Below are 12,834 nucleotides of genomic sequence, written 5' to 3'. Positions count from 1 at the left end.
TAGCTATAATTAACTAGATACAAGCGAAAATTAGAGCATCATCTTTCATGATAAATCCTTACCCCATGACGGAACGAGTTGCTCATGATAAAATAAGGCGTTAGAGGAGTGAAATAAATGACAGAAATAAAATTTCCTTTTCCTTCTGAAGGGAAAAGATACTATACATGGAATCGCTACTTACGCGATCAATTTGGTCATAAAGTATTTAAAGTAGCATTAGATGCTGGCTTTGATTGTCCAAACCGTGATGGTACGGTTGCCTTTGGCGGCTGTACATTTTGCAGCGCTGCAGGCTCAGGTGATTTTGCAGGCAACAAGGTTGATCCGATTGATGTTCAATTCGCTGAAATCCGAGACAAAATGCACCAAAAATGGAAAGACGGCAAGTATATGGCCTATTTTCAGGCCTATACGAATACACATGCTCCGCTCCCAGTTTTAAAGGAAAAATTCGAAGCTGCTTTAGCGCAGGAAGGAGTTATAGGTCTTTCTATCGCTACTCGACCTGATTGTTTACCAGATGATGTTGTAGAATATTTAGCAGAATTAAACGAGCGTACGTATTTATGGATTGAGCTTGGTCTTCAAACCGTTCATGAAAAAACTGCCAATCTCATTAATCGTGCACATGATTATGCAACCTATGTGGAGGGCGTTGAAAAACTTCGGAAGCATGGTATTCGTGTTTGCTCACATATTATAAATGGTCTACCACTTGAAGATTATGACATGATGATGGAAACTGCACGAGAAGTGGCAAAGTTAGATGTCCAAGGTATTAAAATCCACTTACTTCATTTATTAAAAGGGACACCCATGGTGAAGCAATATGAAAAAGGGATGCTTGAGTTTTTAGATCAGGATGTTTATACAAAACTAGTCGCTGATCAGCTAGAAATTTTACCACCTGATATGGTCATTCATCGCATTACAGGTGATGGACCTATAGATTTAATGATTGGTCCAATGTGGAGCGTTAATAAATGGGAAGTATTAAATGGCATCGATGCCGAATTGGAACGCCGTGGTAGTTGGCAGGGGAAATTTTATAAGGCTGAGGTTGCTAAATGAAACTACAACGAGTTTTACAATATGCTCAACAGCTATTAAAAGATAGTGTGGAAGAAGGAGATACAGTTGTTGATGCCACTGCCGGAAATGGCCACGATACGCTGTTTTTAGCACAGCTAGTCGGAGATGAAGGACAAGTTTATGCTTTTGATGTACAAAAAGAAGCAGTGGACGCAACACTACATCGTCTACTAGACCATGGTTTAGAACATCGCGCCCTTGTTTTAAATAAAGGGCATGAAGAAGTAGCCAATTTCGTACACAAGCCAGTAGCCGCAGCCATCTTTAATCTCGGCTATTTGCCGGGTGGCAATCATGATATTATTACCAAGCCTACTACAACGATTCAAGCTATTGAAGACTTACTTAAGCTTTTAAAGGTTGGCGGGTTAATCATTCTTGTTATTTATCACGGTCACCCTGGTGGCAAAGAAGAGCGAGATACTGTAATAGGCTTAGTCAGCCAACTTCCACAAAAATATATCCATGTTTTAAAATACGAATTTCTCAATCAGCAAAATGATCCTCCATTCGTCATTGCGCTAGAAAAGATGAAGGATTATCCTAATTTATAGACAATTTAAAAGGCTAACTAATAGTATAGTAGGAACTATTAGTTAGCCTTTCTCTTTACCTATTTATTTTTACGTTTTTCATTATAGTCTATCCAAAAATCTGCACCTTTAATGCCTAGTTTACGAGGATCAAAGACAGGGTCTTTTCCTTCTTTTTTCTGTTTCTCGTAATCTTTTAAAGCAACAATAGCCGGTTTCATAATAATTAAAATGGCTAGAACGTTAATCCATACCATCAGACCAAGGCCTACATCCCCCATTGCCCAAGCAAGTCCAGACGTACGGATTGTACCATAGAATGCTGCAACTAAAATCGCTATTTTCGCAATCCAGATGAAGACCTTTTCGGTACTACCTCTAAATAAATACGCCACATTTGTTTCAGCGATATAGTAATAAGCCATAATTGTTGTAAAGGCAAAGAAGAATAGTGCGATAGCTACAAACGGTGCACCAAGTCCAGGTAAGGATGATTCAACTGCATATTGCGTATACGCAGCACCTTCCTGAATACTTTTAGCAAATGTCATTTGCTCATCACCCGTTAAGCCACCTTTATTGAATTCCCCAACATGGATAAATGGATCTGTTCCTTCGGCTGCCTTTTCATCTTGTACATTATACATACCTGTAAATAAAATCATAAAGGCTGTAGCTGAACAAATTAATAATGTATCAATGTATACAGACGCTGCTTGGACAATCCCTTGTTTAGCAGGGTGGGATACTTCTGCTGCGGCAGCAGGATGCGCCCCAGTCCCTTGACCAGCCTCATTTGAATAGATTCCTCGTTTCACACCCCAAGCAATTGCGGAGCCAATAATACCTCCAAATATTTCTTGTGCCCCAAATGCACTTGAGAAAATTAAAGCGAAGACAGACGGTACCTCTGAAATATTCATAGCGATTATAATAATAGCCATAATAATATAGGCTATTGCCATGAACGGTACAATTACCTGTGCAGCGTTGGCAATCGATTTAACGCCTCCAATAATGATAGCACCAAGTAAAACAACAATAATTAGTCCTGTAATCCAAGTTTCAATACCGAAAGCGTTTTCAACAGCTCCCGCAATGGCATTAGATTGCACTCCAGGCATAAGTATTAACATAGCAATCAAAGCAGCTACAGCGAAAATCACTGCAAACCATTTTTGACCCATCCCTTTTTCTATGTAATAGGCCGGTCCACCACGATATTCAGTATCTTTCTCTTCTTTATAAATTTGCGCTAATGTTGACTCTACATATGCGGTAGCCGCACCAATAAAAGCAATTGCCCACATCCAAAAGACAGCACCAGGTCCACCCATCCCAATAGCTGTTGCAGTACCAGCAATATTCCCTGTACCTACACGACCTGATAGTGCGATAGACATTGCTTGGAAGGAGGAAATCCCCTTTTCTGATTTCTCCCCTTTAAACATTAACACAAACATATCTTTAATAAGCCTTACTTGCAGGAATCTTGTAATGATTGAGAAAAAAAGCCCAATCAACAAGATACCATAAATAAACCAAGGTCCCCATAATATGTCATTCAATTTACCAACAACTACATCCATCTTACCCCTCCAATTTGAATTACCTTACTTTAAGTCACTATATTATTACACTTTTCAGAAAATTACAACATTATATTCAAGTAACAATAATAAAGTAAGTATCCTATTATTTGGAAGTTCTCAAAACTATTTTATTATATATCCAATCCGTCTAAGAGCATTATTGATAAAATCTCGAATATACATAAAAATCTCTTCACGCTCTACTTCATGAAATAAATTATGATAACAATTTGCCCATTCTTTAAATTGAAACTCCGTTAGCTCTTGTTCATGAAGCCAATTGCGCATTTGTCGAGTTTCCGTAATTTTATCTTTTTCAGCTGTCATAATTAACATAGGCATATTAGGAAATTCATGCTTAGGTAGCATAACTAAATTTTTCATCATCTGTTGAAGCTCGCGATACCATTTTACTGAAACAACAGACATAAATGGTATATCATCCTTCATTTCCTCTCTACCCTCAACACTGCGTGTTAATGTCTCAAATGTCAGGTCATGAGTCAATTTAACATTTGCTGTTAATGCACTCAAACTCGTTAAAGCATTTGATAATTTACCTGGTAAAAGCTTCAAATGCAGCCAGGGTGATGTCAAAATAATACCTGCACACTCATACTTTTTCTTTTGCATGGTATGAAGAACTAAAGTAGCGCCTAGTCCATGCCCTATTACAAAGGTTGGTAAATTATATGAAAAGGCATTCTCAATGAGATTTCTTGTATATTTATTGTACAATTTGAAGTCCTCGTCATGGACACGCGCAAATCTTGCATTGATGCCATGATTCGGTAGATCCCCCATGACTATGTGGAAGCCTTCCATTCTTAATTTTTCTATAAGCCATGCATACCAACGGTGGTTTTCATAAGCACCATGAAGAATAGCAATCACAGCCTTTGCTTGTCCATCAGCTTCCCATTTCCACATTCACATAGTCCTCCTAAAAAATAATTACACTTTGATTATATCGAAATAACAGCACATTTTAATTTTATATTTCCTTAAAGTTGCGTATTTGATACGATAATACTATATCTACAGAAAGAAAAGAGGCGATTCTCATGATTTATCCATTTAAAGATAAAACACCAAAGATCGATCCATCTGTTTTTATTGCCGATTACGCAACTGTTACTGGAGACGTAACAATTGGAGCTGAAACAACTATTTGGTTTAATACCGTGATCCGCGGCGATGTTTCCCCAACAATTATTGGTAAACGGGTAAGTATCCAAGATCTTTGCTGCTTACATCAAAGTCCTAGGTTTCCACTCATTATTGAAGATGAGGTAACAGTAGGCCACCAAGTAACTTTACATAGCTGTACCATTCGAAAAAATGCCTTAATCGGTATGGGCTCCATTATTTTAGACGGAGCAGAGATTGGAGAGGGTGCATTTATTGGAGCCGGAAGTCTCGTGCCTCCTGGTAAAGTCATACCTCCAAATAGCTTAGCATTAGGTCGTCCAGCGAAAGTTGTCCGAGAATTAAACGCTGAAGATAAAGAGGATATGGAACGTATCGTACGTGAATACGCAGAAAAAGGTCAGTATTATAAATCTCTACAAAAATAAAAGCTTATAAAGAAATTGATCCATTATAAAAAATCCCCCGCTTTCCATGACAATTTTCAAGGAATAAAGGCGAGGCATTTTTGCAAAAAAACAAAAGGGGCAGAAAAGCCCCTTTTGTTCATAATACATTAGAATAATTTTCTAACGACTTCAGCACTTTAGCACAATAGTTTACAGACGTGCTTTTACGCGTAATGCGTCAGCTTTATCAGTTTGTTCCCATGGTACATTTAAATCTGTACGACCAAAGTGACCATAGGCTGCAGTTTGTTTATAAATTGGACGACGAAGATCAAGCATTTTAATAATACCTGCTGGGCGTAAATCAAATAGCTCACGAACCCATTCTACGATTTCGCTTTCCTTCACTTTTCCTGTACCAAATGTATCAACAGCAATGGAAACAGGCTGTGCCACGCCAATTGCATAAGCCAGTTGTACTTCAGCGCGTTCTGCTAAACCAGCTGCTACAATATTTTTAGCTACATAACGTGCCGCATAGGCAGCTGAACGGTCAACTTTTGTTGCATCCTTACCTGAGAATGCACCGCCACCGTGTCGTGCATAGCCACCGTATGTATCAACAATTATCTTACGGCCCGTTAAACCAGCATCTCCTTTTGGCCCACCAATGACGAAACGGCCAGTCGGATTGATAAAGTATTTTGTGTTTGTATCTAATAATTCGCTTGGCACCACAGGAGCAATCACAAGTTGTTTTAGATCAGCCTGAATTTGTTCAAGTGTTGCTTCTTCATCATGCTGTGTTGAAATAACAATTGTATCGACACGTACAGGTACGTTATTGTCATCGTACTCAATTGTTACTTGTGTTTTACCATCGGGGCGTAAGTAAGCTAGCTCACCAGATTTACGAACTTCAGTTAAACGACGTGCTAACTTATGAGCTAAGCTAATTGGTAATGGCATTAGCTCAGGTGTTTCATTACATGCATAGCCAAACATTAAGCCTTGGTCCCCTGCACCAATTGCTTCAATATCTGCATCTGTCATAGAACCCTCACGAGCCTCTAAAGCTTGGTCAACACCTTGAGCAATATCTGGAGATTGCTCACCAATTGCTACAAGTACCGCTAAGTTTTCAGCATCAAAGCCATATTTTCCACGTGTATATCCGATTTCTGCCACAGTATCACGTACAATACCTTTGATATCTACATAAGTAGAAGTAGTAATTTCTCCCGCTACTAATACTAATCCTGTTGTTACGGTTGTCTCACACGCTACACGTGCATTTGGATCTTCTGCTAAAATAGCATCTAAAATGGCATCCGAAATCTGGTCACAAATTTTATCTGGATGCCCTTCTGTTACACTTTCTGATGTAAACAGTCGACGTTTTGTCATTTAGTTTTCCTCCTATTACTCTTACAAAAAGTATTTGAATACGGTACTCATTACCCATGTCAAGTCCGCTCCTAAGGATTGAACTCTCAAGCCGCTGTTGTTGTCATTTCACTTTACGTGAAAAAATAACTGCTACTTTTAACACGAGGATTTCGAAAGATCCGTCATTATAATAAGGAAAGAACTACATATACTTACCTTTACATTGATTTTTAACAATAAAAAAATCCTTTACTCACGTTACTATACATGAGGAAAGGAATAATGACTTCGTTACCTTTCACTCTTATCGTTCAAGGGATTTTCCCTTGCATCAGGTTGGCACCAACGCATGTCGTGAAATAATTCATGCAGGTTGCCGGGTTTCACAGGGCCTGACCCTCCACCAGCTCGGGATAAGAGTATCCGTTCAATTTTCATGTTACTGAAAAGGTAGAACGTTGTCAAATATTTTCTTATGTATTACTGTATAGTAAGGAAGGAACAAATAATCACCATAAAAATTTTCATTCTTGGGTGATGATGTAAACAGAAGAAAATTAATCCCTACAACATACCTAGCATCTTGTGGTAACATATGTGTGGCTCAAATTTTAGACAATTTACTGTAGCATTGAATGTTTTCTACTCGAAAAACATTATTTTTTGTCAGTTTATTGAAAAGTAATAAAAACTCTAAAATAATTTCTTAATTAGTATAGATTATTTAACCAATTGTGTTATACTATTTTTGAAATTAAGAAAAAATCCCTCTAAATCAAGGGAATACTATAAAAAAGGATGGTATTTAATCGATGAATTCAGTAGAAATTGCAAACGAACTGAAGGAATTATTAAGCGGCGGTAACATTAACGTTCAACTTTCAGTACCACAATTAGCAGAAAAAGCTACTTCTCGTGGTGAGGCAATGTTAACAGTAGATGGCGCAGTTCGTGCAGAAACTGGCAAATACACTGGTCGTTCACCTAAAGATAAATATACAGTAGAAGAAGAAAGCACAAAAGATCAAATTGACTGGGGTAAAGTCAATCAACCAATTTCCTCTGAAGTGTTCGATAACCTGTATGTAAAAGTAATAAAATATTTAAAAGAACAAGATGAATTATTTGTATTCAAAGGCTTTGCTGGTGCTGACAAAGATTCACAATTAAGCATCCAGGTTATTAATGAATACGCTTGGCACAACCTTTTCGCTCATCAATTATTTATCCGTCCAACTAAAGACGAATTAGCTTCGCATGTTGCAGACTTCACTGTCATCTCAGCTCCTAACTTTAAAGCAGATCCTGCGGTTGACGGTACTGCTTCTGAAACATTCATCATTGTATCACTTGAAAAGAAAATTATCTTAATTGGTGGTACTGAATATGCTGGTGAAATGAAAAAATCTATTTTCGGTATTATGAACTACTTATTACCACAACAAGGTATCCTTTCTATGCACTGTTCAGCAAACGTTGGTGAAGCTGGCGACGTAGCATTATTCTTCGGTCTATCTGGTACTGGTAAAACAACATTATCCGCTGATCCAGACCGTAAGCTTATCGGTGACGATGAACACGGCTGGTCTGAAAATGGTGTATTCAATATTGAAGGTGGTTGCTATGCAAAAACAATCAACCTTTCTGCTGAAAAAGAACCAGAAATCTACAATGCAATCCGCTTCGGCTCTGTTTTAGAAAACGTAGCTGTTGATCCAGAAACTCGTATTTGTGATTATGATGATGGTTCATTAACAGAAAATACACGTGTAGCTTATCCGATTCAATACATCGAAAACATTGTTGATCCATCTGTAGCAGGTCATCCAAAAACAATCATCTTCCTAACAGCTGATGCGTTTGGCGTATTGCCTCCTATCAGTAAATTAACAAAAGAGCAAGCTATGTATCACTTCTTAAGTGGTTTCACTTCAAAACTTGCAGGAACTGAACGTGGTGTAACAGAGCCAGAACCAGTATTCTCTACTTGCTTCGGTTCTCCATTCCTTCCACTTCCTGCAACAGTTTATGCAGAAATGTTAGGTCAAAAAATTGACGAACATGGCGCACAAGTATTCCTAGTGAACACTGGTTGGACTGGTGGCGAATATGGTACTGGTAGCCGTATGAAACTTTCTTATACACGTACAATGGTACGCGCAGCTATCGATGGTAAATTAACAAATGTTGAAACGACACAAGATGCTGTGTTTGGTTTACACATCCCAACAGCCGTTGAAGGTGTACCTTCACAAGTGTTAAATCCTCGTGAAGCATGGGCAGATAAAGCTGCATACGATGCAAAAGCTGCTGAACTTGCAGGCTTATTTAATGAAAACTTTAAGAAATTTGCAAACGTTTCTGAAGCCATCACTACACTTGGTGGTCCATTAAAATAACGACTAGAACAAGAAAAGGGAACGATATGATTCGTTCTCTTTTTCTTTCCCAAAAAATATAAATGAAGCTAATTTAGGGAGATACATATGAAAAGAAAATACAAATTACTAGTAACAATCATTACTATATTATTGGCATTATTTATTGGTGCTGGTTTTTTTGCAGGCAACTACTTTTATAATTTGGCATTAAATCCGGATACTGATAAGACAGCTGTTCTAGATGCCCCCCATAATTTAATCGATAGCAATTCAAATGAGGCTAAAGAGAAAGAGGAACGTGAGCAATGGTTTAACAAGCATTATGAGGAGAAGTCAATTCAATCCTTTGATTCTCTTAATCTGCATGCATACGCTATCCAAAACAGCCAGCCCACGGACAAATGGGCAATTATCTTCCATGGCTATTCAAGTGATGGTACACAAATGACTAAGTATGCTAAACAATTTTACGATATGGGCTATCATGTGCTCATTCCTGATGCAAGAGGACATGGTCAGAGTGAAGGTGATTATATCGGCATGGGATGGCATGATCGTTTTGATGTTGTTTCGTGGATTGACAACATTGTAAACGTGAATGAAGATGCTGATATCGTTCTATTTGGGGTTTCGATGGGAGGCGCCACTGTGATGATGGCTTCAGGCGAGGATTTGCCCTCAAATGTAAAGGCAATCATTGAGGATTGCGGTTATTCTTCCGTATGGGATGAATTTTCCTATCAATTACAAGCAATCTTTCACTTGCCTTCATTCCCAATTATGCAATTCTCTTCAGTCGTGACTAAACTAAAAGCAGGCTATACTCTAGGCGAAGCTAGTGCTGTTGATCAAGTAGCAAAATCGAAAACCCCCATGCTATTTATTCATGGAGACAACGATACTTTTGTCCCTTCAACCATGTTGAATGACGTATATGAGGCAGCAAATGGTCCGAAGCAAAAATTACTTGTTAAAGGTGCTGGTCATGGTGAGGCAGAAAGCGTAGCTGGCGAGCTCTATTGGGAAACGATTCAACATTTCTTGGAAACTTATATGAAATAATAAAGTGCCCCTTCCTTTAGAATACATATTCATCTCCGGATGATAGCTATTTAAGGTAGGGGCTTTAATTTTTTCATTTTCTAGTGCTGCTTCATCCATTCACAAAGAGCACGTACGGTTTCACGATTTTTAGCTGGCGGGTATTGATGTGCATAATGAAGGTCAAACCATGTTTCGTATGTTTTATTTGCATCCTCTAAGAAAAATGCCAATTGTCTAGCATGCTCTATATCCACATTCTCATCCTGATAGCCATGAATAATTAACACTGGAGCTGTTATATGTTCTACTTCGAACAAAGGTGTACGAGCATCATAGGCCTCCGGTAAACGGTTTGGTGTTCCTCCAATAACGCGTTTCATCATCCGTCGCATATCAGTCCGTTCCCAGTAAGTGGCCGTTGCATCAGAAACCCCAGCCCATGTAACAACAGAAGTAATATCCCTTCGTAAAATTGCTGTCCACAGAGCCATGATACCACCACGCGAAAAGCCAAAAACATGTATATTATCATTGCAAAATTGCTTCAGTACATCGACAGCATAAACAGCATCATAACGGTCTGCCCCTGCAAATTCATCTTTACCTTCACCACCTCTATTCCCACGATAATATGGTGCAAAGACGATAAAGCCTTGAGCGGCAAATTGGGCAATACGTGAGGGTCTTACCATACCTATGCTTTGCATACCCCCTCTTAAATATAAAAAGCCATCATATGTACCCTCAGTCTTCGGCTCTGCTAAAAGTCCTTTTATTCGCAAGCCCTGTGACATATAAGTGATTTCTGTTAACCGTATTGCTGGATTGGGTGAAGGATAGGCACGCTTTTCAACGATATCACCATTTTTTGTCACGTCGTTTCAACTCCTCCAGCATTCTCTTCATTCCCTCATCCTTCATATGAAAGCTCAAGTTTGGATGATGGGTAAATTCCTCATCAGATAACCACAGCATACCGGATGTTTCTAAATCAAATTCAACGTCCTCCTGCCCAGCAAATTGGGCAGTAAAAACCGTTTTACAAAATAATATGTCATCATGAACCGCATATTCTGCAAACCATTGAAGATTTTTCACACGAACACCAGTTTCTTCAAATACTTCCCTTATGGCTGCATCCTCTAGCGTTTCGCCTTTCTCCAATTTGCCTCCTGGCACCTCGACACCACGTCGTTTATGAATAGTACATAGCCACTTATTTTGATGCTTTAAAAAAACAAGGACGTGTTTGGGTTCTACGGTAAACTCCCCTCTCGTAAAACTCAAATCTACGCGCAGGCCATGTAAATCTGTAAATGTTAACATATCTTCAACCTCACGTTCTTTCATGCTGAATAACAGAAGTCATTTTTCATAGCCTTCACTTACAGGCATCGGTGAATTCCTAATTTCTGTTTTGTTGGGATTGTATTTCCACTCCATTTCCCTCTGTCTTTCCTAAGTTAACTATAGAGTAATCATACAGAAACAAGCAACTTTAAATATAGTTCAAGCAAGCAAAAAAGCGCGCTTCAAATGAAGACACGCTTTTCATTAAATTACTCGTTCACCATCGAAATAAACAATCGGATTTCTCACAACACAATCAATATGGACATCCGCTGCATTCGCTCCACCGAATGGCACATTGCTACCGAATGCGATATGGATTGTCCCATAGACCTTCTCATCCTCCAGTACATTACCACATAACACGGCACTTTTATTAGCTCCAATACCGAACTCTGCAATGAGCCGACCATTCTCTTCGCCAAGTAACTCCAGCAATCGAGGACCATCCGGACCAATTGCTTCTACCAATCGTCCGTTTGAAATTTTCAATAATAATGGTTCCTTTAAGACACCAATATTAGCAATAGAACCATCCACTAAAATTTCACCATTTGCCGATGTTTCTATTGGCGCAATATAGGATTCACCCGAGGGAATATTACCATGCTCTCCTGCTTGGCGAATAACGCCAGTTGAACGAATACCTAAACGGTTTTCTACACTAAAAGTTAGCTCATGACCATCTTTAACAATTCGAATTCCTGCGGCCATATCAAGAAGCTGGACATATTTTTCTACCATTTCCTCAATCTCTTGCGCATCTGCATGAAGCGCACCTTTTTCAAGCATCTCTAATGTAATACCTGGCATTGTCGCTACACGACCACCTTTTTCACAGGCATTTTTACGGGCTGCTGTATGTGTCAAAGAGTGAGAGGTCAAACAAAGTGAGACATCAGCATTTGCCATAAGCGATGAAACTGCATGAATAGGCTCCTGCCCTGACTTTTCCAATAACGGCATAACCAGAAGTATTGTATTAGCCGTAATTGTTAGCCCAGCTTCATAAAAGATTGTCGCTAAGTCTTGCTTTTGAACATCTGTCAAAATTAAAAGCGTTTCTGACGATTGAACATTTAAATTATTTTTTAATACCTTCAGTGCAATATCATGTAAATGCTGCATAATAGTACTCCTTAATTAAAATTTAAATGATATCTACGAATGATTCCTTCTATTTCATTCCTAGCCTCCGTTAAAGGCCCTAAAAATTCTGGTACTCGTTGTTCAGTAAAACGGTAGATGGGGCCAGAAACAGTGATAGAGGCTACGACCTTTTCATCACTATTAAATATAGGCATAGCAAGTGCCAATACATCGACGGAATATTCACTGTTACTGAGCGCATAGCCACAGCTACGAATTTTTTCAAGCTCTAACCGTATGTCATTTGCATTCGTCATTGTATTGGTCGTATAAGCAGTTAGCGGTTCATCAATAACCTTAGAAATTTGCTCATCACTTAGGAAAGCAAGCATAGAACGATAGGAAGCACCTACATAAAGCGGAGATCTACTTCCTCTTGAAACAGTAAACTTCACCTTATTCACAGGCTCCGCTTTTAGTAAAGTTAACGCTTCCAATCCATTCAAAACTGTAAATATGGCGGTTTCACCAGTAACATCCTTTAAGTTATCAAGAACAGGCATACATAGCTGATCTATGTTTAATGAATCATACATATTCATACCAATTTCCCATAATGCAATACCCAAGGAGTACTTTTTTGTTAAAGGATCCTTTGTAATAAACCCATTATTCTCAAATGTTTCAAGAATGCGATATAAATTTGTATGATTCATGTTCATCGCCATCGCTAACTCTCGACCACCCCATACAGGCTTTTCCTTTGTAAACATTTTTAAAACTGCAATTGATAAATTTAACGTCTTTAGCATATCTCTCATCC

At 38.7% G+C, this 12,834-nt stretch carries 12 protein-coding genes and 1 riboswitch; of the genes, 5 read left to right on the top strand and 7 right to left on the bottom strand.

Features of this window, described 5'->3' with window-relative positions; genetic code table 11:
• The first annotated feature begins 117 nt into the window (after nucleotides 1–117).
• The gene (locus B3D94_RS07730) at nucleotides 118–1,074 is read left to right on the top strand and encodes a TIGR01212 family radical SAM protein (RefSeq protein ID WP_069482394.1); all 957 of its coding nucleotides are present in this window, start codon (nucleotides 118–120) and stop codon (nucleotides 1,072–1,074) included.
• Nucleotides 1,071–1,649, top strand: a complete 579-nt coding sequence (locus B3D94_RS07725; protein ID WP_069482395.1) for a tRNA (mnm(5)s(2)U34)-methyltransferase — start codon at nucleotides 1,071–1,073, stop codon at nucleotides 1,647–1,649. The genes B3D94_RS07730 and B3D94_RS07725 overlap by 4 nt, the downstream gene beginning before the upstream one ends.
• Nucleotides 1,650–1,708: 59 nt before the next feature.
• Here B3D94_RS07725 and B3D94_RS07720 read toward each other — a convergent pair whose 3' ends face one another.
• On the bottom strand, nucleotides 1,709–3,217 hold the full coding sequence (locus B3D94_RS07720) for an alanine/glycine:cation symporter family protein (protein ID WP_069482396.1): 1,509 nt from the start codon (nucleotides 3,215–3,217) through the stop codon (nucleotides 1,709–1,711).
• Between the two features lie 126 nt (nucleotides 3,218–3,343).
• Nucleotides 3,344–4,150, bottom strand: coding sequence for an alpha/beta hydrolase (locus B3D94_RS07715; RefSeq protein WP_069482397.1), 807 nt, complete (start codon nucleotides 4,148–4,150; stop codon nucleotides 3,344–3,346).
• Nucleotides 4,151–4,284: 134 nt separating this feature from the next.
• On the opposite strand from B3D94_RS07715, the gene B3D94_RS07710 reads away from it, so the two are divergent.
• On the top strand, nucleotides 4,285–4,797 hold the full coding sequence (locus B3D94_RS07710) for a gamma carbonic anhydrase family protein (protein WP_069482398.1): 513 nt from the start codon (nucleotides 4,285–4,287) through the stop codon (nucleotides 4,795–4,797).
• A 171-nt stretch (nucleotides 4,798–4,968) separates the two neighbouring features.
• Here B3D94_RS07710 and metK read toward each other — a convergent pair whose 3' ends face one another.
• The gene (gene metK, locus B3D94_RS07705) at nucleotides 4,969–6,165 is read right to left on the bottom strand and encodes a methionine adenosyltransferase (protein ID WP_069482399.1); all 1,197 of its coding nucleotides are present in this window, start codon (nucleotides 6,163–6,165) and stop codon (nucleotides 4,969–4,971) included.
• A gap of 283 nt (nucleotides 6,166–6,448) precedes the next feature.
• Nucleotides 6,449–6,567, bottom strand: a riboswitch (SAM riboswitch).
• Between the two features lie 392 nt (nucleotides 6,568–6,959).
• Between metK and pckA the strand changes: the two genes are divergently transcribed.
• Nucleotides 6,960–8,546, top strand: coding sequence for a phosphoenolpyruvate carboxykinase (ATP) (gene pckA, locus B3D94_RS07700; protein ID WP_291756263.1), 1,587 nt, complete (start codon nucleotides 6,960–6,962; stop codon nucleotides 8,544–8,546).
• A gap of 87 nt (nucleotides 8,547–8,633) precedes the next feature.
• Nucleotides 8,634–9,590 carry an alpha/beta hydrolase gene (locus B3D94_RS07695; RefSeq protein ID WP_069482400.1) on the top strand — a complete coding sequence of 319 codons (957 nt, stop codon included), beginning with the start codon at nucleotides 8,634–8,636 and terminating at the stop codon, nucleotides 9,588–9,590.
• An 80-nt stretch (nucleotides 9,591–9,670) separates the two neighbouring features.
• Here the strand turns inward: B3D94_RS07695 and B3D94_RS07690 are convergent, their stop codons facing one another.
• The 4 genes from B3D94_RS07690 to B3D94_RS07675 all read right to left on the bottom strand — a co-directional run bounded on the left by B3D94_RS07690 (nucleotide 9,671) and on the right by B3D94_RS07675 (nucleotide 12,823).
• The gene (locus B3D94_RS07690) at nucleotides 9,671–10,447 is read right to left on the bottom strand and encodes an alpha/beta hydrolase family protein (protein WP_069482401.1); all 777 of its coding nucleotides are present in this window, start codon (nucleotides 10,445–10,447) and stop codon (nucleotides 9,671–9,673) included.
• The gene (locus B3D94_RS07685; protein WP_069483406.1) at nucleotides 10,431–10,898 is read right to left on the bottom strand and encodes an NUDIX domain-containing protein; all 468 of its coding nucleotides are present in this window, start codon (nucleotides 10,896–10,898) and stop codon (nucleotides 10,431–10,433) included. Before B3D94_RS07685 ends, B3D94_RS07690 begins: the two co-directional genes overlap by 17 nt.
• Before the next feature lie 228 nt (nucleotides 10,899–11,126).
• Nucleotides 11,127–12,050, bottom strand: coding sequence for an aminopeptidase (locus tag B3D94_RS07680; RefSeq protein WP_291756258.1), 924 nt, complete (start codon nucleotides 12,048–12,050; stop codon nucleotides 11,127–11,129).
• Nucleotides 12,051–12,061: 11 nt separating this feature from the next.
• Entirely contained in the window at nucleotides 12,062–12,823 is a 762-nt protein-coding gene (locus tag B3D94_RS07675; protein WP_069482403.1) for an IclR family transcriptional regulator, read from the bottom strand.
• Between the last annotated feature and the right edge of the window lie 11 nt (nucleotides 12,824–12,834).

It is taken from the genome of Lysinibacillus sp. UBA5990, assembly GCF_002429815.1.
GTDB classification, from domain to species: domain Bacteria; phylum Bacillota; class Bacilli; order Bacillales_A; family Planococcaceae; genus Lysinibacillus; species Lysinibacillus fusiformis.
Note: the sequence above shows the minus strand (reverse complement) of the source record. Positions and strands in the feature narration are given on the sequence as shown.

Bases quoted from the DNA above. Each gene is read 5' to 3' on its own strand.
- B3D94_RS07730 (WP_069482394.1), top strand. From the start codon at position 118: ATGACAGAAATAAAATTTCCTTTTCCTTCTGAAGGGAAAAGATACTAT.
- B3D94_RS07725 (WP_069482395.1), top strand. From the start codon at position 1,071: ATGAAACTACAACGAGTTTTACAATATGCTCAACAGCTATTAAAAGAT.
- B3D94_RS07720 (WP_069482396.1), bottom strand. From the start codon at position 3,217: ATGGATGTAGTTGTTGGTAAATTGAATGACATATTATGGGGACCTTGG.
- B3D94_RS07715 (WP_069482397.1), bottom strand. From the start codon at position 4,150: ATGTGGAAATGGGAAGCTGATGGACAAGCAAAGGCTGTGATTGCTATT.
- B3D94_RS07710 (WP_069482398.1), top strand. From the start codon at position 4,285: ATGATTTATCCATTTAAAGATAAAACACCAAAGATCGATCCATCTGTT.
- metK (WP_069482399.1), bottom strand. From the start codon at position 6,165: ATGACAAAACGTCGACTGTTTACATCAGAAAGTGTAACAGAAGGGCAT.
- pckA (WP_291756263.1), top strand. From the start codon at position 6,960: ATGAATTCAGTAGAAATTGCAAACGAACTGAAGGAATTATTAAGCGGC.
- B3D94_RS07695 (WP_069482400.1), top strand. From the start codon at position 8,634: ATGAAAAGAAAATACAAATTACTAGTAACAATCATTACTATATTATTG.
- B3D94_RS07685 (WP_069483406.1), bottom strand. From the start codon at position 10,898: ATGTTAACATTTACAGATTTACATGGCCTGCGCGTAGATTTGAGTTTT.
- B3D94_RS07680 (WP_291756258.1), bottom strand. From the start codon at position 12,050: ATGCAGCATTTACATGATATTGCACTGAAGGTATTAAAAAATAATTTA.
- B3D94_RS07675 (WP_069482403.1), bottom strand. From the start codon at position 12,823: ATGCTAAAGACGTTAAATTTATCAATTGCAGTTTTAAAAATGTTTACA.